This is a genomic window from Pseudocolwellia sp. G5-9 (genome assembly GCF_055808995.1).
In genome coordinates this window covers 3,708,506-3,730,213 of the sequence record NZ_CM147893.1, presented here as the reverse complement: position 1 = coordinate 3,730,213, position 21,708 = coordinate 3,708,506, and the positions used below count along the sequence as shown (strand labels likewise).

The window sequence follows — 21,708 nt, the reverse complement described above, 5'->3', positions numbered from 1 at the left end:
GCCCAACCAAAAAGGGTATTTTCATGTTAGATAAAGTAGTTATCGCTAATAGAGGCGAAATTGCATTAAGAATATTACGAGCTTGTAAAGAGCTTGGTATTAAAACTGTTGCCGTTCATTCAACTGCAGATAAAAACCTAAAGCATGTGCTTTTAGCTGATGAAACAATATGTATTGGTAAACCTTCAGCAATGGATAGTTACTTAAACATCCCTGCTATTATCACTGCGGCTGAAGTTACTGATGCAACAGCTATCCATCCGGGTTATGGTTTTTTAGCTGAAAACGCTGACTTTGCTGAACAAGTTGAGAAATCTGGTTTTGCTTTTATCGGACCATTAGCTGAAAGTATTCGCTTAATGGGTGATAAAGTTTCAGCGATTAAAGCAATGAAAGCGGCTGGTGTTCCTTGTGTTCCAGGTTCAGACGGACCTTTACTTGATGATGATAAAGCTAACTTAGCTCATGGTAAGCGTATTGGTTACCCTGTAATTATTAAAGCTTCTGGCGGCGGCGGTGGTCGTGGTATGCGAGTAGTTCGATCTGAAGATGAATTACTTGAATCAATACAGTTAACTAAAAGTGAAGCTCGTTCCACTTTTAACAACGACATGGTTTACATGGAAAAGTATTTAGAAAATCCACGCCATGTTGAAATCCAAATAATGGCTGATGGCCAAGGTGGAGCAATTCATCTAGGAGAGCGTGATTGTTCAATGCAACGTCGTCATCAAAAAGTTGTTGAAGAAGCGCCAGCACCAGGCATTACGCCTGCAATGCGCCAGCAAATTGGTGAGCGTTGTTGTAGAGCTTGTATCGAAATTAACTATCGCGGTGCAGGTACATTCGAATTTTTATATGAAAATGGCGAATTCTACTTCATTGAAATGAATACACGTATTCAAGTTGAGCATCCAGTAACAGAAATGATCACGGGTGTTGACTTAATTAAAGAACAATTGCGTATAGCTGCTGGCCAGCCATTATCTTACACTCAAGATGATATTAAAATTTCTGGTCATGCTATTGAATGTCGTATTAATGCTGAAGATCCACGTACTTTTATACCTTCACCGGGTAAAATTACACGTTTCCACCCTCCAGGGGGAATGGGCGTAAGATGGGACTCTCATATTTATGCAGATTATTCAGTACCGCCTTATTACGACTCTATGATTGGTAAGTTAATTACTTACGGTGACAATAGAGACGTAGCTATAGCTAGAATGCGTAATGCATTAAGCGAGCTAGTTATTGACGGCATAAAAACTAACATAGCCTTACATAAAGACATTTTAAATGATCAAGGTTTTGTTAATGGTGGCGCAAATATTCATTATTTAGAAAAGAAACTTTCTGAAAGTGAATAAACACCAACATTAAGCTTTATTGAAACCCTGCTTTTGCAGGGTTTTTTATTTATAATAGGTCGACATTATTTTGAGGTAAATTATGACCAAATTATTAGAGAAGCCCATACCGCCTGCAGATGGCGCTTGTTGCGAAAGTGGTTGTAGCCCCTGTGTATGGGATTTTTATTATGAAGAACGTAAAGCTTGGAAAGAACAACAAGCCCAGCTAGCAAAAGACGCTGAAAATAATAAAACTCAAACACCTTAAAAGGTCGAGCATATAAAGTAACTCATCCTATTCCCGCTGTGCATTTATTCAACTCAGGCTACTTTATTTTTGAGAGTATTTTTTCACAATACCACCTAACGTAGTTATGGCTTTAACAACCTCATCACTCCACTGCACCCCAAAACTTATTCTCATAAAATTATTATATTTTCTAGATGCTGAAAAAATAGCTCCAGGAGCAAAGCTTACTCCGTTTTCAATCGCTTCATGAAACAGCTTCTCTGTATCAACATGAGAACGGCATCTCACCCACAAAACACCACCGCCTTTAGGCTCCGAAATACACACTTCTTTAGGAAATTTATCAGTGATTAATGCTCGCATACGTTCGCTGTTGTATTGCAATTTTCTTCGTAAAATCTGCAAATGCTTATCGTACTCCCCACTCATTAAATAATCAGTTAATGTCCATTGCGGTAGCATTGAGGTGGCACAAGATTGCGACCTTTTAATGCCTTTTGCTTTTTCTTCGTACTGCCCTGCCAATAACCAACCAATACGATAGCCTGGCGCAGCTGTTTTAGAAAAAGAAGAACAAGTCAGTACCAAGCCTTTTTTTGAATACAACTCTGCAGGTTTTGGTTTTTCTTCGGTAAAATAAAGCTCGCTGTAAACTTCATCTTCAATCAGCGGAATATTATATTTTTCAACTAATTCGACTAAGTCCTTACGTTCAGCATTGGTCATCATTGAACCTAAAGGATTATTTACCGTAGTTGTAAATAAACAGGCTTTAACCTTATGTTTTTTAAGTACCTTTTCTAATTCTGTTGAGCAAACACCATTTTCAGTACAGGTATATACTTCAACAACTTTCATCCCCAAACTTTCTATCAATTCTAATTGCCCAAAATAGCAAGGCGACTCTACGGCAATAACATCACCTTTTGACGCAACACATTGCAATGCTATAGATAACGCTTCTTGAGCACCATTGGTAATAATTATATCGTCATAGTTAACAGCTACACCTTGTTCTTGATAACGTAGTGCGATGCTCAACCGTAATTTTGAATCACCATTTACAGGCCCATAGCTTACCGACTTTTCTGATACTCGACTCAAAACACCTTTCATTAAACGAGATAAAGCCTTATCTGGCGGATGAGTATTTACTGGATTTGAAAGCCCTAAAGCAACCGTATTAGGTAAATGAATAGCCGCGTAAACCTGTTCAATAAGACTCCTACATTGCAATTCAGCGGGAGAAGAATGTAACCAACGGTCTCTCATAGGTAACAAAGTACGCACTTGTTTTGCCTTCAGGTAATAGCCCGATTGAGGACGTGCATAAATAGCCCCTTGTCGTTCTAATTCAATATAAGCTTGTTTTACAGTAGGTACACTAATGTCTAATTGTTTACTCAATTTACGTAAACTAGGCAGTTTATCGCCCGCTCGAAAAACACCTTTTTTCTCTTGTTTTTCAACATAGTCAATAACCTGTTGGTATAAAAAATTGGATGATGATTTATCAAGTAGCTGCATAACTGTATAGGTATCATTTTTTATTTTTTGTATATGTTATTAAATCAAAGTTTAGTTAAACTGTCATTACTTCTTAAGAAAAACCAGATTTAATCATATGAATAATACCTTGTTATACATAGTGACTGTTCTTATTTGGGGCTCAACCTGGATTGCTATCAATTATCAATTAGGTGACGTTTCCCCAGCCGTATCCCTTAGCTATCGCTTTGCGTTAGCCGCGGCTATTTTATTTATGTTTTGTAAACAGCAAAAAATACAACTTAAGTTTTCGTTAAAGTTACACGTCCAATTTTTAGCATTTGGCTTAGCATTATTTGGTTGTAATTATTATTTCCTATACAGCGCACAACAACACATTAACTCAGCCCTCACTTGTATTGGATTTTCAATGATCATGATATTCAACATGATTAACGCTCGCATTTGGTATAAAACCCAAATAACTAAGCAATTCTATATAGGTGGATTGTTAGGTATAACAGGAATTACAACGTTATTTTGGCCACAAGTTAGTAATATATCTTTGGGTGAACAAACGCTGATCGGCTTAGGTTTTTGTTTAATGGGAACCATACTGGCTTCTTGTGGAAATATGATTTCCATTAAAAACCAACAAAAAAAAGCACCTCTTCACGCAGCTAATGCATGGGGTATGGCTTATGGTGCTACTTGCTTAGGCTTGTGGGCATTTATTAATGGTGAAGCTTTTATATTACCCATGAATATGGCTTATATTAGCTCGTTACTTTATTTATCTATATTTGGATCTGTTATCGCTTTTGGTTGTTATTTAACGTTATTAAATCGTATTGGCGCTCAAAAAACCTCGTATGCCAATATCATGTTTCCTGCCATAGCGGTGTTAATCTCGTCATTTGTGGAGGACTTTCAGTGGAGTACTTTTACTGTAGTTGGTTTAAGCTGTATTTTTCTTGGAAACATCATTGTTTTATCTAAAACCAAGGTTCAATCTGAAGTGAGTAAAAATACAACACAGAACGAGCATATTAGAGCACCAGAAAAAGCGTCTTCTTAACTTTATAATTCAAATACAAATAGTACTTTTTATAGGGTTACAGCGTTATTAATTGGTATTAAAAAACAAATGCAAATAACGCTGTAATAAAACACACCATATATCATTTTTGCAGCCTAAAATGACAATTTAATCTGATTATTTATTCTAAATCACACGCTAAACGGTTTATAATTAGTACGCTATACAACAAAAGTTTTGTTTATTCATTCAAATACATTTTAGGTAACCCTATGCAACGATTAGCACCAGCTCTACGCGAAGACAATGTTCCACTTGATCTCATCTCCTTAATCAAAACTGTACTAGCCGCAACGAAAGAAATATCTTTCCGTGTTGGTCAAGGTCATTTAAGCGGCCTTATGGGATCAACTTTAGATGAAAACATTCAAGGTGAAGTTCAAAAAGAACTTGATGTGGTAGCAAATGAACTGTTTAAAGACATCTTATTAGAATCAGGTTTTGTAAAAGCTATTTCGTCTGAAGAAGAAGATACATCAGTTGCAGGAAACCCCGACGGTAAATATATCGTATCATTTGATCCATTAGATGGTAGTTCAAACATTGAGATAAACTCGCTGATCGGAACTATCTTCTCTATTCATCCTGCTATTGATGGCATGGATGCAAGTGATCCTGACATGTTTAAACAGGCTGGAAATAAACAAATATGTGCGGGTTATGTTTTATATGGGCCTTCAACCATGTTAGTAATGACAACAGGTAAAGGTACTCATTTTTATGTACTTGATCGTACCTACGGTGGTTATTTATTAGTAGAGCGTAATGTTCAAATATCAGAAGACACCCAAGAATTTTCCGTTAATATGTCAAATCAACGTTTTTGGGAATCCCCAATGCAAGATTATATTAACGACTTGCTATTAGGAACTGAAGGCCCTCGTGGTAAAAACTTTAACATGAGATGGTGTGCCGCTATGGTAGGCGATGTTCATAGAGTACTAACCCGTGGCGGGTTATTTACTTACCCTGCTGACTCAAAAGATCCTGCTAAGCCAAACAAATTACGTTTAATGTACGAAGCAAACCCAATGAGCTTTTTAGTTGAACAAGCAGGTGGTTTAAGTGTTACATCAACACAAAGAATTATGGATATTGAGCCAACAGATATTCATCAACGTGTGGAAGTTATTCTAGGTTCTAAAAACGAAGTAAATAAATGTTTAAGTTATTACACAACTAAATAGCATTCAAATTACCTTTCATTAATAAATCGCCCTAAACACTACTCCGCTGTTTTTTAAAAGAATAAAAGCAATATATTGTTTTTATTCTTTGGCGATGCCTTTTAAAAATGATAGATTAAAACTGTACTGAAATAAAAATAATAATTAATAGGCAAAAAGCCGGAGTATACAGTGAACGAATTTAGAGATGCTATTTCATTAATCGATATTATTGCTTTAATCGTATTCTTTAGCTGTTGGATTGGGTATCGTTATTTTGCTGAGTTAGGCAAACGAGGTAGAGAAGGCTTAGTGGGAATTACCCATGAATATCGCTTACAATGGGCGATGGAATCCACCGCTCGTGAAATACCTGTAGCCTGTGCTTCTCTAACAGGAAATTTAATGAATAGTGTTTCTTTTTATGCGTCTACCACTATTTATATTATTGCAGGACTCTTTGCTTTATTTGGAACTATAGATAAATTAGAAATAATAACGCTTGATATGCATTTAACTGCAGAAGTTTCCCGTGAGTTGATCCAGATAAAATTACTACTGCTTATTTTCATTTTTATTAGTGCATATTTTAAATTTACTTGGTCATTACGACAGTTTAATTTTTTATGCATTTTAATTGGTGGAACAGTTTACGAAAAAAACATGCCAAATAAAGGGCACTGGTTGAGAATTTCTAAACGTATGGCGCGAATTAACTCTCAAGCAGGTAATGAGTTTAACAGAGGAATTAGAGCATATTATTATGGGATAGCTTCATTAGGTTGGTTTATTCACCCATGGTTATTTATTGCATCAACAATATGGATCACAGGGTTATTATATCACCGAGACTTTCATTCTAAAGCCCTCAAAATTTTACGAGATGAATATCCACCAGAATCTCGTGACAATTATTTTTTCATAGAAAAAGAAGGTGATATTAAAGAGCATCTTAAATAAAACCTCTACTCATTTAATATGCTCACTATGCGAACAGCATTACTTTTTGTTAGAATAGCCGCCATTAAATTTTAATAACAAACTCCTTTAACAGAGAATTTTATATGTCAGCTTATGCCGTGGGACACAAAGTTCCAGATTCAGATTCAATTTGTTCAGCTATCGCACTTTCTTATTTAAAAAATGCGACAGGTGAAGACGTTAAACCTGCACGTTTAGGTGAATTATCTCCTGAAACCCTTTTTATTCTAGAAAAATTTGGTTTTGAACAACCTGAACTAAAAATGACATTTGCCGATACCGACGGTATTTATGTAGTTGATCATTCTGATCGCATTCAAGGTCCTGACGATATTGATGATACAACCGTATTAGGTATTATTGATCATCATAAATTAGGCGATATTACAACGTCTACTCCGCTTGAATGTTGGATCCGTCCTGTAGGTTGTACTAACACCATTATTAAAATGATGTACGACTTTCATAGCGTTGCAATCCCTAAAGATATTGCGGGTGCTATGATGTGTGCAATTTTGTCTGATACTGTAATTTTTAAATCGCCAACGTGTACAACAGCTGATATTAAATGTGTTGAAGCGCTAGCTGAAATAGCAGGCATTGAAGATTACAAAGAACTAGGCATGGAAATGTTCAGAGTAAAATCGGCAGTTGAAGGTACACCAATTCGCGACTTAGTTATGCGTGATTTTAAAGACTTTAACATGCACGGTAAAAAAGTAGGTATTGGTCAATTAGAAGTTATCGACCTAGCTGTATTTGATGAAATGAAAGAAGACTTTTTAGCTGATATGGCCGCATTAAAAGCCGAAGGAGAACGTCATAGCGTACTGTTACTTTTAACAGACATTATGAAAGAAGGTTCTGAAGTATTAGTCGTTAGCGACAACGCCGATTTAACTGATAAAGCTTATGGCAAAACAGCCGTTGACGGTAAAGTTTGGATTGACGGTATTATGAGCCGTAAGAAACAAGTGGTTCCAGCGCTGCAAGATTCTTTAGCTTAAATATTAAATTTTACTTATAAACCTCTTTAAACCCAGCTATTGCTGGGTTTTTTATATAAGAATAAATTAATGACTTCACCACTATCTATAATAAAAAATCAAAACGGTACAAAGCCATACCCACGTACAGTTTCATTTGATTGGATGACAGCCGATGAATGGATGGCACTATTTAATCAACACAACAACATAGCTAAAAAAGGTCAAACTCAATTACTGTTTTTAGGTGACTCATTAACCGAAAACTGGGATAAGGCTATTTGGGAGCATTATTTCTCACCCTACCAATCAAGTAACTTTGGCATTGGTGGCGACCATACGGGTAATTTATTATGGCGATTAAAAAATTTAGACAACCAACATTTATCCCCTAAACTGGTCGTATTACAAATTGGCGTTAATAACTTCGGCCATTTGAATGAAACGCCCTCTCAGGTATTCAATGGCGTAAAAGAAGTGATTAAACAATGCCAATCTATAATGCCTCACAGCCACATATTACTTAATGGTGTTTTTCCTTTTGAACAATCGCACAAAAGTAAACGGCGAGTTGATGTCAAAAATTTAAATGATATGCTGAAAACGCTAGCAGAGAATAAAAAGATCACTTATCGATATTATGGGCATTTATTATTAGAGAGTAACGGTGATATTAGTACAGAAATAATGGCTGATTTTTTACACCCAACAGCTCTCGCTTATAAAATATGGGCTGAAGCAATGAGTAAAGATATTCAATTATTACTTTTAAGATAGATTTACATATAAAAAAAGGCTTAGTTAATAATAACTATACCCGTTACCAATCAAGAGGCTATTTCAGAGCGCATCTTGAATGGTTACGGGTATAAACCTTTTTATCTGGTGTCAACAATTAAACTCTTTCAAACACCGTAGCAATACCTTGTCCAAGACCTACACACATGGTCGCTAAACCAATATTCACATCTTGACCTTCCATTAAGTTAATTAAGGTTCCCGAGATACGAGAACCAGAACAACCTAGTGGATGACCTAATGCAATTGCACCACCATTTAAGTTAATCATATCATCGGCTTTATCTTCTAAACCTAAAGCTTTAATACAAGACAATGCTTGTGCAGCAAACGCTTCGTTAAACTCAGCAAGTTCAATATCATCAATCGTTAAGCCGGCACGCTTAAGTGCTTTCTGAGTAGCAGGGACAGGACCGTAACCCATAGTCGCTGGATCACAACCTGCAATCGCCATTCCTCTAATTTTAACACGAGGTTTCAAGCCAAGTTCTTTCGCTTTATCAGCCGACATCACTAACATAGCTGAAGCCCCATCAGATAGCGCTGAAGAAGTACCCGCAGTAACTGTACCGTTAACAGGATCAAATACTGGACGAAGTGCTGATAGCCCTTCAACCGTTGTTTCAGGACGAATAACTTCATCGTGCTCAATAAGCTTTAACGCACCCTTTTCGTCATGGCCTAAGGTAGGAACAATTTCATTATCCCAACGCCCTTCTAACATGGCTTGATGAGCACGTTGATGAGAACGAGCGCCAAAAGCGTCTTGCATTTCACGGCTAATACCGTGTTGCTTGCCAAGTAGCTCTGCCGTTAAGCCCATGTTGCCTGAAGCTCTTGCTATGTGCTTACTTAAGCCCGGAGCAAAATCTACATCGTACATCATAGGAACATGTCCCATGTGTTCAACACCACCAATTAAAAACACATCGCCTTGGCCTGCAATAATACTGGTTGTTGCATCGTGTAGTGCCTGCATTGATGAACCACATAAGCGGTTAACGGTTACGCCACCAATTGATTTTGGTAAACCTGCCAATAACGAGGCATTACGAGCAATATTAAAACCTTGCTCTTTTGTTTGTTTAACACAGCCCCAAATAACATCTTCGATGTCGTTTGGATCAAGGGCTGGGTTTCTTGCTAAAATTTGTTCCATTAAGTGGGCTGATAATGTTTCAGCACGCACATTACGAAATACGCCAGCTTTCGAACGTCCCATAGGAGTTCGTATGCAATCAATAATTACAACTTCTTTCATTGTGTTCTCCTCAGGTTAAGCTGTTTTTACATCTGTAGTGAAGTAAGATTTGCCAGATTTGGCCATTTCGCGCATGCTGTCTGTTACTTGATATAGCTCGCCTAAATGTGCAAAGCTATCCGCCATCGCAATATAGTTATCTAAACCTACGGTTTCTAAATAACGTATAGCGCCACCTCTAAATGGAGGAAAACCTAGACCGTAAATTAATCCCATATCCGCTTCAGCAGCAGTATCAACAACACCTTCTTCTAAACATCTTACGACTTCGTTGATCATAGGGATCATTAAACGCGCAATAATATCTTCTTTCGAAAAGGCTTTACTCTCAGCACAATGTGGAGCTAATAATTCATAAGCAGCTTCTGAAGCAACTTTAGTTGGGCGACCACGTTTATCTTTACCATGATCATAAAAACCTTTGCCGTTTTTCTGACCAAATCGCTCATTTTTGTAGAATAAACTTACTGGATCGTTATCTACTTTTTTCATACGCGTAGGAAAACCGTCAGACATTACGCCAGTACAATGATCTGCCGTATCAATACCCACAACATCTAATAGATAAGCAGGACCCATTGGCCAACCAAATTCTTTTTCCATCACTTTATCTACATCGGTAAAGTTTGCGCCTTCAATCACTAAATGGCTTAAACCTGCAAGGTAAGGAAATAAAACACGGTTTACATAAAAGCCCGGGCAGTCGTTCACTACAATAGGTGACTTACCCATTTTAGCTGCGTATGCAACAACGGTAGCAACGGTTTCATCAGACGTGTCTTTACCACGAATAACTTCTACAAGTGGCATTCTATTTACGGGATTAAAGAAATGCATACCACAGAAGTTTTCAGGGCGTTTCACACTTTTAGCCAATAAATCAATTGAGATAGTTGAGGTGTTTGAAGTTACAATGGTGTCTTCACTCACTACGCTTTCTACTTCAGCAAGCACTAAACCTTTAATTTTTGGGTTTTCAACAACCGCTTCAACAACAATATCAACACCTTTTACACTATCGTAAGATAATGATGGTGTAATGTTATTTAACGTAGCTGCCATCTTTTTAACATTCATACGGCCGCGTTCAACTTGCTTTGTTAAAATGCCAGCAGCAGTACTTAAACCTAAATCTAACGCCGCATCGTTAATGTCCTTCATTACGATTGGCGTACCTTTGTAAGCAGACTGATAAGCAATACCGCCGCCCATAATACCTGCACCAAGTACAGCTGCTTTGTTTACTTGTTTTGTAGCTTGTTTACCGGCTTTTTTCGCTTTGCCTTTAACGACTTGGTCGGCCATAAATAAGCCAATTTGTGCGGTAGCTGAATCTGTTTTAGATAAGCTAGCAAAAGCTTCGTTTTCAATAGACATTGCGCCAGCACGATCTAATTTTGACGATGCTTCAATAGTATTTACCATCATCATAGGTGCAGGGTAATGCTTACCCGCTTTTGCAGCAATCATGCCTTTACACGTGCTAAAGGTCATTATGCTTTCTGTCGCACTTAATTTAAGTGGCTCAAGTTTTGGCTGACGTTTAGCTTTCCAATTAAGCTTGCCTGCAATAGCATCTTTTAGCATAGAAACGGCTGACACCATTAAATCTTCTGGTGCAACAACAGCATCTAATAATCCGGCAGCTAAGGCTTCGTCTGCACGATGTGCTTTACCTGTAGACATCCACTCAACAGCATTATCAGCGCCGATAACGCGAGGTAAACGTACAGTACCACCAAAACCAGGAATTAAACCCAGCTTAACTTCTGGTAAACCAATACTTACATTTGTGTCTGCTATTCTATAATCACAGGCTAAGGTCAATTCACATCCACCACCTAATGCAATACCATTAATGGCGGCAATAGTAGGTAATTGAATATCTTCTAAAGCATTAAAAATATCCGTAGACTTTTTAATCCAAGGGATTAATTCTTCAACCGGCTTTTTAAATGTATCTAAAAATTCGGTAATGTCTGCTCCTACAACATAGGTCGACTTACCTGATGTTACTACTACGCCTTTAGCCTCTTTAGTGCTATTAATTGCTTCAATAGCTGCTCTAAATTCAATAAAAGTTTGAGTATCAAACTTATTAACTGAGCCTTGAGCATCAAATTTAAGCTCAACAATGCCATCTTCTAGTAATTGTACAGAAAGGCTAGTGCCTTGATAGATCATGCCTGCTCTCCTCGTAAAATTTCGCTTGTATTGGTTATCTTGTATTGACTATATAATAGACCACAATAATCACATTAACCTCCCATCTCATCCGATGAGTTGATTTTAAGTCTGTTGGTATTGAGTTTGCCTTGAAAAAAACAGGAAAGCAACTAAATTTAAACAAGCGTTTTAATTGACTGTATCAATCTTAGATAAAACAGCCTAAAAGAGATTTTACGCTGATTCATAAAATACTCATGAGCCTTTTTATAATAATAATCGTATACTCTACAATCTGTTTTAACTCACAAAACCACCTTCTTTTTTAGGCACCTAATGACACTGAATAAGTTTGTTCAAAAACCCGAAAACCTTTTATTAGCCATGGCATTTATCATGCCTTTGATCTTTTCGGTATGGATGGTATTGCTTAATAATTTTGTGATCGAAAAGGCTAACTTTACCGGTGTAGAAATCGGTATTTTACAAAGCTTACGTGAAGTGCCTGGCTTTTTAGCTTTTACCGCCATTTACGTTCTGCTTTTTATAAAAGAACAACGTTTAGCTATTTTATCGTTAGCAATTACAGCCATTGGCGTAGCTGCAACAGGCTATTTCCCGAGTGTTTATGGTTTATATATAACCACAATGATCATGTCGGTTGGTTTTCATTATTTTGAAACCGTTAATCAGTCTTTAACACTTCAGTGGATTGACAAAGATAAAACAGCGCATTTTATGGGGCAATTATTGTCAATAAAAGCAGCAGCATCTTTACTTGCTTTTAGTACCATATGGCTACTTATGGAACAGTTTTCTTGGTCGTATCAAGCAACTTATGCATTGTTTGGAGGCCTTGGTTTAGTCTTTACGATTTTTATTGGATTATCCTTTAAACACTTCAAACCAAAAACAGAACAAAGTAAAAAACTTATATTGAAAAAAAGATACTGGCTTTACTATGCCTTAACCTTTTTTGGTGGTGCACGCCGACAAATATTTGTCGTGTTTGCTGGCTTTTTAATGGTAGAAAAATTTGGTTATAGCGTTGCTGATATTAGTACTTTATTCCTTATTAACTACATTTTTAATTGGTTTTTTGCTGCCAAAATAGGGAAGTTTATTGGTAAGTATGGCGAACGATTTGTTTTAAAGTTTGAATATATTGGTTTGTTGCTTTTGTTTTGCGCTTATGCCGTGGTTTCTAACGAATATATAGCCGCAGGCTTGTATGTTGTTGACCACTTGTTATTTGCTTTTGCTATTGCCATTAAAACATATTTTCAAAAAATAGCATCTCCTGAAGATATAGCCTCAACCGCCGGTGTTAGCTTTTCAATTAACCATATCGCCGCAGTTGTTATTCCAGCTTTACTCGGCATGGTATGGATTATTAATTCTGCATGGGTATTTTATATTGGTGCTGCCTTTGCCGCATGTTCATTTATTTTAGCTTTACTTATTCCTAATTCGCCCGCTATTGGGGTTGAATTACGAAGCCATGAACTAAAACAAAAAGAAGAAGTTAATATATAACGGTTTCACTTATTATTTTACTAAATGCAAATATATGTTTAAATTAAAACAAAAATTAAGGATTAACCGTGAACAAAGATCAAGATGAATCACCTCAAGAACCACAAACAGACTTAGTCGCTTCATCAACGGTTAATGCAACAAATATTTCTACAGAATCTAAAAATTCAAACTCTAAATCCACCTCAGGTTTTACTTCACAAAAACAACTACTGGCTTTAGCTAAACAGTTTGTACTCGATGGCGCTTTATTACCTGAAGATAAGCAAATGCCACTTGAAGAACGAGTAGTAAGAAGAGAACGACTTTCTCGGTTACGTCAGCAGCAAAACTTAGAGTCTATTGTTAAAAAATCATTAGCCTATTGCCCTAATTCAAGCAACTCAGCAAAAGCAGATCCTGACTGGTTTAGTCGTTTTACCCATTTAGCAGAAGACGTTAGCAACAATACCATGCAAGACTTGTGGGCGAAGATTTTAGCGGGTGAAATTACGCATCCAGGTTCTTTTTCACTTAAATCACTCACCGTATTCAAATCAATGAGTATTACCGATGCCAAACTATTAGCTAAAATTTGTAGCCTTGCGGTTAAAGACACGAGTAAGAAGAATATGCGTATACTGTCTGGTGCGTATAAAACACCGGGGCTATTAAGCTTTTTCAGTAAAAATACGCAAAGTAAAGTGAATTTAAATCAATGTGGGCTCAGTTATACCGAGCTGTTAAGCCTTGCGGATAACCATCTTATTTTTCTGCAAGAAGCGGAATCAAATGAGTTACAAAAAGGGGAACAAGTGGTCTTTAACTATAATGGCCAAAATCTAACATTGACCGCTAAAGCAAACCAATGTGGTTTACGTTTTTACAAGTTCACTCCCATTGGAAGTGAACTTGCTTTACTTATTTCTGATAATCCTGACGAAGACTTAGTGCCTTTATTAAAATCATCATTACATGCTCATTTTTCAGTGAGCTAACCTAAATACCATCACCGTCAGTATGTAATCCACATTCTCTTTGGCCACCAGAAAAACGCGTATCGCTTTCGTCCATGCCTAATGTTAGCGGTTTAGTACTGTGTACATCACCTACAGAAACATAACCATGATCCCATAACGGGTGATATGGCAAACCATGCTTAGTTAAGTACTGGTGAACGTCTTTATTGGTCCAATCAATAATTGGATGTACTTTAAAACGACCACGTAAGGTACTTACTACAGGTAAGTTTTCTCTGTGTGCAGTTTGTTGACGACGCACGCCTGTAAACCAAGTACTTGCATTTAAGTCATTTAAACCACGTTCTAAAGGCTCTACTTTGTTACGGCGGTTATATGCCTTTAACTCTGCTTCACCTTTGTCCCACTCTTCACCGTATTTAGCTTGTTGCCAAGCGGCGCTTTCTTTTGCGCTATATACGTGAAGATTTAAATTTAAACGCTCAGTTAACTGATCGATAAATTGATAGGTTTCAGGAAATAAATGCCCTGTATCTGTTATCAGCACAGGAATATTTGGATCAACCTGCGTAAGTAGATGTAACATTACCGCAGATTGAATACCAAAACTTGATGATAATACAAACTGAGAAGGTAAGTTCTCTAATGTCCATTCAACACGCGCAACAGCCGATTCTTTCTCTAATAACTCATTCCATTGGTTTAGCAATGGCTCCGGAACAGTACTCGCGGAATAGTTATTAACAGCTGCTTGACTTGTATTAAGCATGAAAATCTCGCTTACTCACTTTAACTTCGGCAACAATGCCGGCACGTATGGTGAAATCACCAAAACCTTCGTTGTCGTTACGCTCTGTAGACCAACGGCCAACTAACTGATCTATTTCAGTTAAAATGCCAGCTTCGTCAACACCGTCTTTGTATAGCTTAGGTACACGAGTACCTGCATGGTTACCACCTAAATACATGTTGTATTTCCCCGGCCCTTTACCCACTAAGCCAATTTCGGCAAGCATTGCTCTACCACAACCGTTTGGACAACCCGTAACACGTAAAATCACATGTTCGTCTGCTACCTTATGTTTAGCTAAAATACCTTCAACATCAGTCACTAAACCGGGTAAGTAACGTTCAGCTTCAGCCATTGCTAATGGACAAGTAGGAAACGCCACACAAGCCATTGAGTTTTTACGTTGGTTAGAGGTTTCGTCTTTAATTAAGCCGTATTGACGCGCTAAGGTTTCAATATTGGCTTTATCTTCTGCAGCTACACCCGCAACAATTAAGTTTTGGTTGGCTGTCATTCTAAAGTCACCTTTGTGAACTTTAGCTATTTCAGCAACACCTGTTTTGATAGGGCTGTCTGGACCATCAATTAAACGACCGTTTTCAACAAATAATGTTAGATGATTCTTGCCATCAAAACCTTCAACCCAACCAATGCTATCGCCACGGCTAGTAAATTCGTATGAACGACTTTCGCCAAAGGTAACACCAGCACGTTTTTCAACTTCAGCTTTAAAGGTTTCAATACCTACACGATCTAATGTGTATTTAGTTTTCGCATTTTTACGGTTTACACGGTTACCCCAATCACGTTGAGTGGTAACAACCGCTTCCGCAACATCTAATGTTTTATCGATTGAGATAAAACCAAAGTCATCCGCTTTACGAGGATACGTTGAATTATCACCATGCGTCATGGCTAAGCCACCACCCACTAATACGTTAAAACCAATTAATTTTCCGTTTTCAGCTATAGCAACAAAGTTTAAATCGTTAGCATGCACGTCGATGTCATTCTTTGGAGGAATAACAACCGTTGTTTTAAACTTACGAGGTAAATAGCTTTTACCTAAAATGGGTTCGTCATGTTCAGTGGTTTCAACTTTTTCTGCATCTAACCAAATTTCAGCATAGGCTTTAGTTTTTGGTAATAAATGTTCACTGATTTTTTTCGCCCACTCGTAAGCTTCTTGATGAAGTTCAGATTCAATTGGGTTACTTGTACATAATACGTTTCTGTTAACGTCGCCAGCAGTTGCAATACCATCAATACCAATGCTATTTAACGTTTGGTGCATTAACTTAATATTTGGCTTTAAAACACCATGGAATTGAAACGTTTGACGCGTTGTTAAACGAATACTTCCGTAAGAGGTGTAATCGTCAGCAAACTTATCAATTGCTAACCATTGCGTTGGCGTAATAATACCGCCAGGCATACGAGCACGAAGCATTACGTTATGTAATGGTTCTAATTTTTGCTTTTGACGCTCAGCACGAATGTCACGGTCATCTTGCTGATACATACCATGGGTACGTATTAACTGGTAATTATCAGGGGTAAAACCACCTGTCATTCTGTCAGCTAAATCTTCAACAATGGTTCCGCGTAAGTAGTTACTTTCTAACTTTAAACGCTCGTTATCCGCATGTTTACCTTCAACAATAATTGGACCATCACCGGTAGATTTAATGTCTTTAAATTCAGTTGTCATTAGTATACGTCCTTCTGGTAACGTTTGTTGCTGCGTAACGATTTCAAATAGTCTTCAGCTTGCTCAGGCGTTAATCCACCTTGAGTCGCGATTACATCAACTAAAGTGTTGTGTACATCTTTCGCCATACGGTTTGCATCACCACAAATATATAAGTGGGCACCACGCTCTAACCATTCAAACACTTCTTTAGCGTTTTCTTTAATACGGTCTTGTACATAAACTTTTTCAGCTTGGTCGCGAGAGAAAGCTACGTCCATTTTAGTTAATAAGCCAGACTTTAAGTAACCCTGCCATTCAACTTGGTATAAGAAGTCTTGAGTGAATGTTTGATCACCGAAGAACATCCAGTTATCACCTTCAGCATCGCTTGCGTCACGCTCTTGCATGAATGCTCTAAATGGTGCAACACCTGTACCTGGACCTACCATAATGACTGGCGTGTTACCGTCAGCAGGTAAGCGGAAGTTATCGTTATGTTCAACAAATACTTTAACCGTTGAGCCTTCTTCTGCATCGTTAGCTAAGAAACCTGAAGCACCACCAAAACGTGTAGCGCCGTTTTCTTCATAGCTAACTAAACCCACTGTTAAGTGAACTTCTTCTTCAACTTCGGCTTGGCTTGAAGCAATTGAATATAAACGCGGTGTAATTTTACGAAGTGCATCAACAAATACTTGTGCAGCTACATCACTTGGCGCCGCTTTTACAATATCAACAATTTGATGTTCGCTAGCGTATTCACGCGCTGCGTTTTTGTCTTCAGCTAAAGCTTTAAGTTTTGCATCACCTGAAATACTTGCCCAAAATTCAATGAAAGCAGGAGCAGTTTGAGTTATTTCTAATTCAGACGTTAACGCTTGGCTTAAGGTAAAGCTTTCGCCTTTAATGCTAACTTTTTCGTCTGCGCTTAGTTTTAATGTGGCAATTAACTCTTCAACTAACGCTGCTGAGTTTTCAAACCATACGCCTAAAGCATCACCTACTTGGTAAGTTAAGCCAGACTCGCCTAAATCAATTTCTACGTGGCGAACATCTTTAGCGGAGTCACGACCGGTAATTTTTTGGCTAACTAATAACTCAGCTGCGTAAGGATTTTGTTTAGTGTACTGACTTTCAACTTCAGTAGCGCCAGACAAGCTAACAACCGGCGCTAAACCTGCATCACCTGATTTTGTTAAATCGTCTTTTAATGTGTCAATAACGTTTGCAGACCAAGATTGTGCATCTTCTTCATAGTCAACATCACAATCAACGCGAGGAGTAACTGCAGTCGCACCTAATGCTTTTAAGCGCTCGTCAAAGTCTTTACCTGTTTGGCAGTAAAATTCGTAGCTGCTGTCGCCTAATGCCAAGATGCTGTATTGCAAGTTTGGTAACTTAGGCGCTTTTTTAGAGGCTAAAAACTCATGGAATTCAATCGCATCATCTGGCGGCTCGCCTTCACCGTTAGTACTTGTAACGATAAGTAGGTGCGTTTCAGATTTTAATGATTTTGGCTTGTACTCTGAAACGTTTTTAAAGTTAACAGTAATACCTGCAGCTTTCGCATTTTCAGCTAACTTTTTAGCAACGCCTTTAGCGTTACCTGTTTGCGATGAAAATAAAATAGTTAATGTCGGTTGAGCTTGTGCAGATGCACCCGCAGTAGCCGTAGGTAGAACAGCAACTGAACCACCTTCACTTTTCGCTGCTAAATAACCACTTGTCCACGCTAATTGTAGAGGTGTGTAAGTCGCTATAGCTTCTTGTAAAGATGCAAGTTGGTTTGCATCTAGCATTGTTTGGTTTAAATTTTTCTGACCTGGCAACATAATGTCAACTCGCCCATTTAGAAGTAATAGGCAAATAGTAATAGTCCTGCCTAAAAAAGAAAAAGATTAGAAATTGCCTTTTTATTCCAAAAAAGAATATAAGACTAACTTGTATGACTGATTGTTTAAGTAAGTTGCTCGCAAAGCCAACCGGTATAAGTTCTGTACGCTTGTTCGTTAAAATTTACTGAGTGTCTATTCATAAACCCGTGATAAAAACTGCAACGTTTAATTGACACCTTTGACAGCTTTTTAAGTTTTCCTTGTAAATCGTCTACATCAAAATGCTCTTCTTTTTTAGGAAGAATAACCGTACTTTTAATTTGAGGCTGAATATCAAGCAAATGCCGAATTTGTGAACCGTAAAAGTAAATAGCGTGTTCTACGCTGATATTATTTTTAGCAGATAGCGCCCAAAGTGCTGACGCGCCAACGCTAAAGCCAATAACGGTAGTATCTTTTTGTGAGACGAGTATTGAATGTAAATGCTGTGCGTATTGTTCAACACCTACGTGTTTAACAAAATAAGCATAGGCTGTCGCTTCATCTTCAAAGCTCATCTGCTTACCTTGATAGGGATCAACAATATTAATTGCAGCTCCTGAACTAACTGTTAATGTTGCCACAAACTCTTTTAAAGCAGGTGTAATACCAAAAATGTCAGTAACTATATAGATGGCTTTCATATTTAAACATATACCTTAAACATTAACTTAAGCACTGGTCGACTAAGATCCTTGTTTCCACTTATCCATTTCTTCATTAATAAAATGGTTAACAAGATCACGGTACATTTTTTCTATCGCGTCAGGACTTAAGCCTTCTTTTTCAGCCCACACTCTACGCTGCTGTAACATTGATGAGAAACGTTCGGGAGCACGAACAGATGTTTCCGAAGTTTTAAATTGTGCGGCAGACTTAACGTATTGGAAGCGGCGTCCTAACAAAGCAACAATGGTTTGATCTATAACGTCAATTTCAGTACGTATATCGTCCATCCCCTTACATTGCTGTGGTGATAACGTTTCTTTATATTCCATGAGTTTTTTGTCCTTTAGGTTTTCAATCGAGCTGTTTCAAGTAAAAATACTAGCTTAGCAAGTTAAAGCTGACCCCACACGGCAAATTCATTACCGCTTGGTTCTGTAAAATGAAATCGTTTTCCGCCAGGGAATTCATAAGTGTCTTGTGTAATAACACCACCCGCTGCTTTTATTTTTTGCTGTGTGCTATCTAAATCGTTACTGAATAGAACGATAAGTGCGCCACCTTTTGCTTGCACACTTGCCCCTTCCGCTTTAAAAAAACCACCATCTAAACCTTGATGATTAAACGCTGTGTATTCAGGCCCAAAATCTTGAAAGCTCCAGCCAAATGCTTCTTCGAAAAAGGCTTTCGTGGCATTAAGGTCGTTAGCTGCAAACTCTACATAATTAATTTTTTCGTGATTCAGGTTATTTGTCATTATGCTTTCCTTGTTTAGTTGAGCTGTATTGGTAATGTTTACTCTACAATTTCAGTAACTATCTCAGCTTTTACTGAGTTAGCAATAAAACATTGCTGATGTGCTTGGTGATGCATTTTTTCTAATAATTCATAGGCTGGTTGAGTATGCGCGGCAAAAACCACTTTAGGCTTTAAAGTGACTTTAGTTATAGAGATATTGCCTTGTGTGTCCTTTTCCATAATACCTTCAGCTTTGTCTTCATAGCTTTCAATAACAAGTTTGTTTTTTGCGGCAATAGAAAGAAAAAATAACATATGACAACTTGAAATTGAGGCAATAAACGCTTCTTCAGGATCAACATTAGCTTCAACTGAATAAGGCAAAGGCACAACATGAGGAGACGAAGATGCAGGTACTGTTACACCACCATCAAACGACCATGTATGGCCTCTGCTGTATTTGTTATCTATATAAACTTCATCATCGCTTTTCGACCAGTTGATTTGCGCAAAATATACCGACATACTTTATTCCTTATTACAAAAAGCTTTACTGTTTTTTAGCGCTAAAGTACCTGATAATCAAGTGGTGCGCCCTCATCGCATTTTTTACAATTAAGCTCATGACCGATCATAGACTTGCGCCCTGTTAAGGTTTCAACCCAAGGTCGGTTTGTCCAAGGAGGATTATGCCGAACATGTTGAAAATGACCGCAGTTGAGCCTTGCTACCCAATGATTTTCATCGTCTTTGTGATAGTCAGCTATTTCTCTATTCACTTTGCACCCTAATTTAATACTTTGTATTCTAAAAATAATAACTTACGGTATAACCACATCTTCTTTCGCAGCTAAGTAAACAACGTAAATAATACCCAGTACAGGAATAACCGAAAAAACAAAACCAAGTAACGCCGACTTTATTGGTGTTAGTGTTTTGCGCTTACCTAGTACATAACTAATCAAACCTATAACCACCATAAAGATGAATACGGCTAGTCCCATTTGGGTGAGTGTGAAATTCATATTTTCTCCTTTTCTTTATATCGGCTATAAATACACTAAACTCACAACCTTTACAATTTGTAAACTCACCTAAAAAACATACCTAACCTGATGTGATGAAGAGAGTAGTCCAGATACCTCTGACAAACTAAAAGCCTATATCATGTTAGGTTCGGGTGTAGATCAAGTTACTCGCGTAAAAATAGCGACTAGGAGAGCGTTAGCTTTATTTAAGAGTTAAATAAGTTGAATATTTAACATGAGTTTCGAGCTATTAAAGACGCTAAACATGCTGATTGAGGTAAATACCAATTTCGTTATTAGCACTCATTAATGAATAAGAATGATTAATTCATTAATGAGTACAGTATCGGTTGCCTTAAAACTAACTTATTAGTTTTTAGCTGCAATACATTCGATTTCTATTTTTGCATTAAAGGCTAAGCCACTCACTGCAAAGGTACTTCTCGCAGGATAAGGTTTAGCAAAAAAGTTGCTATACACTTTATTAAATTCACCAAAATCGGCAATATCAGCCAGCATTACCGTACACTTAACTACATCATTTTTTGAATAACCGTATGATGCTAATGTCGCATTTATATTTTCTAACGTTTGTTTAGTTTCAGCTTGAATACCGCCTGAAATCAACTTCTCCGTGTTGTTAATTAATCCAATTTGCCCTGAAAGAAATAATGTAGAACCAACACGAACAGCCTCAGAAAAAGGTAAATTATGTGTAGCCTCTTTAGGATTTAAAAATTCAACTGTATTTTTAGCTAATGCATGTGATGGAATTGCTATTAAGGTAGCTGTTACAAATAACATTTTTTTTAATGTGTGTTTCATTTATTAACCTTTTGTATAAGTGTAGGGTGTAAAAATAAAAAGCTTAAATTGG

22 protein-coding genes are annotated in these 21,708 nt (G+C 37.5%); 9 read left to right on the top strand and 13 right to left on the bottom strand.

All coding sequences use genetic code 11. From position 1 onward, the window contains the following. Positions 1–23 precede the first annotated feature (23 nt). A complete protein-coding gene (gene accC, locus AC0L5Q_RS16170; RefSeq protein WP_473611302.1) occupies positions 24–1,370 on the top strand; it encodes an acetyl-CoA carboxylase biotin carboxylase subunit in 1,347 nt (448 codons plus the stop codon). Positions 1,371–1,452: 82 nt separating this feature from the next. After that, entirely contained in the window at positions 1,453–1,620 is a 168-nt protein-coding gene (locus tag AC0L5Q_RS16165) for an oxidoreductase-like domain-containing protein (RefSeq protein WP_473611298.1), read from the top strand. Between the two features lie 63 nt (positions 1,621–1,683). Here the strand turns inward: AC0L5Q_RS16165 and AC0L5Q_RS16160 are convergent, their stop codons facing one another. Then, positions 1,684–3,129: an aminotransferase-like domain-containing protein gene (locus AC0L5Q_RS16160; protein WP_473611294.1), complete on the bottom strand. Its 1,446-nt coding sequence runs from the start codon at positions 3,127–3,129 to the stop codon at positions 1,684–1,686. A 97-nt stretch (positions 3,130–3,226) separates the two neighbouring features. Between AC0L5Q_RS16160 and AC0L5Q_RS16155 the strand changes: the two genes are divergently transcribed. The 5 genes from AC0L5Q_RS16155 (at position 3,227) to AC0L5Q_RS16135 (ending at position 8,099) form a co-directional block, all read left to right on the top strand. After that, positions 3,227–4,168 (top strand): DMT family transporter, encoded by a 942-nt coding sequence (locus tag AC0L5Q_RS16155; RefSeq protein WP_473611291.1) that lies wholly within the window; start codon positions 3,227–3,229, stop codon positions 4,166–4,168. Positions 4,169–4,401: 233 nt separating this feature from the next. Next, the gene (locus AC0L5Q_RS16150; protein WP_473611287.1) at positions 4,402–5,376 is read left to right on the top strand and encodes a class 1 fructose-bisphosphatase; all 975 of its coding nucleotides are present in this window, start codon (positions 4,402–4,404) and stop codon (positions 5,374–5,376) included. A gap of 171 nt (positions 5,377–5,547) precedes the next feature. After that, positions 5,548–6,315 carry a DUF599 domain-containing protein gene (locus AC0L5Q_RS16145; protein WP_473611283.1) on the top strand — a complete coding sequence of 256 codons (768 nt, stop codon included), beginning with the start codon at positions 5,548–5,550 and terminating at the stop codon, positions 6,313–6,315. Between the two features lie 104 nt (positions 6,316–6,419). Further along, the gene (locus tag AC0L5Q_RS16140) at positions 6,420–7,343 is read left to right on the top strand and encodes a manganese-dependent inorganic pyrophosphatase (protein ID WP_473611279.1); all 924 of its coding nucleotides are present in this window, start codon (positions 6,420–6,422) and stop codon (positions 7,341–7,343) included. A gap of 69 nt (positions 7,344–7,412) precedes the next feature. After that, positions 7,413–8,099: a GDSL-type esterase/lipase family protein gene (locus AC0L5Q_RS16135; protein WP_473611275.1), complete on the top strand. Its 687-nt coding sequence runs from the start codon at positions 7,413–7,415 to the stop codon at positions 8,097–8,099. 118 nt (positions 8,100–8,217) lie between these two features. Here AC0L5Q_RS16135 and fadA read toward each other — a convergent pair whose 3' ends face one another. Both fadA and fadB read right to left on the bottom strand, forming a co-directional pair. Continuing rightward, the gene (gene fadA / locus AC0L5Q_RS16130; protein ID WP_077340421.1) at positions 8,218–9,381 is read right to left on the bottom strand and encodes an acetyl-CoA C-acyltransferase FadA; all 1,164 of its coding nucleotides are present in this window, start codon (positions 9,379–9,381) and stop codon (positions 8,218–8,220) included. 15 nt (positions 9,382–9,396) lie between these two features. Further along, positions 9,397–11,565, bottom strand: a complete 2,169-nt coding sequence (gene fadB / locus AC0L5Q_RS16125; RefSeq protein ID WP_473611269.1) for a fatty acid oxidation complex subunit alpha FadB — start codon at positions 11,563–11,565, stop codon at positions 9,397–9,399. 318 nt (positions 11,566–11,883) lie between these two features. On the opposite strand from fadB, the gene AC0L5Q_RS16120 reads away from it, so the two are divergent. Both AC0L5Q_RS16120 and AC0L5Q_RS16115 read left to right on the top strand, forming a co-directional pair. Next, complete coding sequence (locus AC0L5Q_RS16120) at positions 11,884–13,083, top strand: MFS transporter (protein ID WP_473611266.1); 1,200 nt, start codon at positions 11,884–11,886, stop codon at positions 13,081–13,083. Between the two features lie 68 nt (positions 13,084–13,151). Continuing rightward, a complete protein-coding gene (locus tag AC0L5Q_RS16115; RefSeq protein ID WP_473611262.1) occupies positions 13,152–14,060 on the top strand; it encodes a TIGR03899 family protein in 909 nt (302 codons plus the stop codon). A gap of 1 nt (position 14,061) precedes the next feature. Here AC0L5Q_RS16115 and AC0L5Q_RS16110 read toward each other — a convergent pair whose 3' ends face one another. The 10 genes from AC0L5Q_RS16110 to AC0L5Q_RS16065 form a co-directional block, all read right to left on the bottom strand. Continuing rightward, the gene (locus AC0L5Q_RS16110; RefSeq protein ID WP_473611257.1) at positions 14,062–14,811 is read right to left on the bottom strand and encodes a phosphoadenylyl-sulfate reductase; all 750 of its coding nucleotides are present in this window, start codon (positions 14,809–14,811) and stop codon (positions 14,062–14,064) included. After that, complete coding sequence (cysI, locus tag AC0L5Q_RS16105; protein WP_473611254.1) at positions 14,804–16,543, bottom strand: assimilatory sulfite reductase (NADPH) hemoprotein subunit; 1,740 nt, start codon at positions 16,541–16,543, stop codon at positions 14,804–14,806. Before cysI ends, AC0L5Q_RS16110 begins: the two co-directional genes overlap by 8 nt. Next, complete coding sequence (locus AC0L5Q_RS16100; protein WP_473611250.1) at positions 16,543–18,357, bottom strand: assimilatory sulfite reductase (NADPH) flavoprotein subunit; 1,815 nt, start codon at positions 18,355–18,357, stop codon at positions 16,543–16,545. The genes cysI and AC0L5Q_RS16100 overlap by 1 nt, the downstream gene beginning before the upstream one ends. A 125-nt stretch (positions 18,358–18,482) precedes the next feature. Continuing rightward, positions 18,483–19,043, bottom strand: a complete 561-nt coding sequence (locus tag AC0L5Q_RS16095) for a dienelactone hydrolase family protein (protein ID WP_473611246.1) — start codon at positions 19,041–19,043, stop codon at positions 18,483–18,485. Between the two features lie 42 nt (positions 19,044–19,085). Beyond that, positions 19,086–19,397, bottom strand: a complete 312-nt coding sequence (locus AC0L5Q_RS16090) for an isochorismate lyase (protein ID WP_473611242.1) — start codon at positions 19,395–19,397, stop codon at positions 19,086–19,088. A 62-nt stretch (positions 19,398–19,459) separates the two neighbouring features. Continuing rightward, positions 19,460–19,822 carry a VOC family protein gene (locus tag AC0L5Q_RS16085; RefSeq protein ID WP_473611238.1) on the bottom strand — a complete coding sequence of 121 codons (363 nt, stop codon included), beginning with the start codon at positions 19,820–19,822 and terminating at the stop codon, positions 19,460–19,462. 38 nt (positions 19,823–19,860) lie between these two features. Then, entirely contained in the window at positions 19,861–20,328 is a 468-nt protein-coding gene (locus AC0L5Q_RS16080) for an OsmC family protein (protein ID WP_473611234.1), read from the bottom strand. Positions 20,329–20,369: 41 nt separating this feature from the next. Further along, positions 20,370–20,582 carry a DUF3565 domain-containing protein gene (locus AC0L5Q_RS16075; protein ID WP_473611231.1) on the bottom strand — a complete coding sequence of 71 codons (213 nt, stop codon included), beginning with the start codon at positions 20,580–20,582 and terminating at the stop codon, positions 20,370–20,372. A gap of 42 nt (positions 20,583–20,624) precedes the next feature. Then, a complete protein-coding gene (locus AC0L5Q_RS16070; protein ID WP_473611228.1) occupies positions 20,625–20,828 on the bottom strand; it encodes a hypothetical protein in 204 nt (67 codons plus the stop codon). Between the two features lie 372 nt (positions 20,829–21,200). Beyond that, on the bottom strand, positions 21,201–21,656 hold the full coding sequence (locus AC0L5Q_RS16065) for a RidA family protein (RefSeq protein WP_473611224.1): 456 nt from the start codon (positions 21,654–21,656) through the stop codon (positions 21,201–21,203). Between the last annotated feature and the right edge of the window lie 52 nt (positions 21,657–21,708).

Bases quoted from the DNA above. Each gene is read 5' to 3' on its own strand.
- AC0L5Q_RS16110 (WP_473611257.1), bottom strand. From the start codon at position 14,811: ATGCTTAATACAAGTCAAGCAGCTGTTAATAACTATTCCGCGAGTACT.
- AC0L5Q_RS16155 (WP_473611291.1), top strand. From the start codon at position 3,227: ATGAATAATACCTTGTTATACATAGTGACTGTTCTTATTTGGGGCTCA.
- fadB (WP_473611269.1), bottom strand. From the start codon at position 11,565: ATGATCTATCAAGGCACTAGCCTTTCTGTACAATTACTAGAAGATGGC.
- fadA (WP_077340421.1), bottom strand. From the start codon at position 9,381: ATGAAAGAAGTTGTAATTATTGATTGCATACGAACTCCTATGGGACGT.
- AC0L5Q_RS16160 (WP_473611294.1), bottom strand. From the start codon at position 3,129: ATGCAGCTACTTGATAAATCATCATCCAATTTTTTATACCAACAGGTT.
- accC (WP_473611302.1), top strand. From the start codon at position 24: ATGTTAGATAAAGTAGTTATCGCTAATAGAGGCGAAATTGCATTAAGA.
- AC0L5Q_RS16070 (WP_473611228.1), bottom strand. From the start codon at position 20,828: ATGAATTTCACACTCACCCAAATGGGACTAGCCGTATTCATCTTTATG.
- AC0L5Q_RS16150 (WP_473611287.1), top strand. From the start codon at position 4,402: ATGCAACGATTAGCACCAGCTCTACGCGAAGACAATGTTCCACTTGAT.
- AC0L5Q_RS16065 (WP_473611224.1), bottom strand. From the start codon at position 21,656: ATGAAACACACATTAAAAAAAATGTTATTTGTAACAGCTACCTTAATA.
- AC0L5Q_RS16080 (WP_473611234.1), bottom strand. From the start codon at position 20,328: ATGTCGGTATATTTTGCGCAAATCAACTGGTCGAAAAGCGATGATGAA.
- AC0L5Q_RS16120 (WP_473611266.1), top strand. From the start codon at position 11,884: ATGACACTGAATAAGTTTGTTCAAAAACCCGAAAACCTTTTATTAGCC.
- AC0L5Q_RS16095 (WP_473611246.1), bottom strand. From the start codon at position 19,043: ATGAAAGCCATCTATATAGTTACTGACATTTTTGGTATTACACCTGCT.
- cysI (WP_473611254.1), bottom strand. From the start codon at position 16,543: ATGACAACTGAATTTAAAGACATTAAATCTACCGGTGATGGTCCAATT.
- AC0L5Q_RS16100 (WP_473611250.1), bottom strand. From the start codon at position 18,357: ATGTTGCCAGGTCAGAAAAATTTAAACCAAACAATGCTAGATGCAAAC.
- AC0L5Q_RS16135 (WP_473611275.1), top strand. From the start codon at position 7,413: ATGACTTCACCACTATCTATAATAAAAAATCAAAACGGTACAAAGCCA.
- AC0L5Q_RS16085 (WP_473611238.1), bottom strand. From the start codon at position 19,822: ATGACAAATAACCTGAATCACGAAAAAATTAATTATGTAGAGTTTGCA.
- AC0L5Q_RS16165 (WP_473611298.1), top strand. From the start codon at position 1,453: ATGACCAAATTATTAGAGAAGCCCATACCGCCTGCAGATGGCGCTTGT.
- AC0L5Q_RS16140 (WP_473611279.1), top strand. From the start codon at position 6,420: ATGTCAGCTTATGCCGTGGGACACAAAGTTCCAGATTCAGATTCAATT.
- AC0L5Q_RS16090 (WP_473611242.1), bottom strand. From the start codon at position 19,397: ATGGAATATAAAGAAACGTTATCACCACAGCAATGTAAGGGGATGGAC.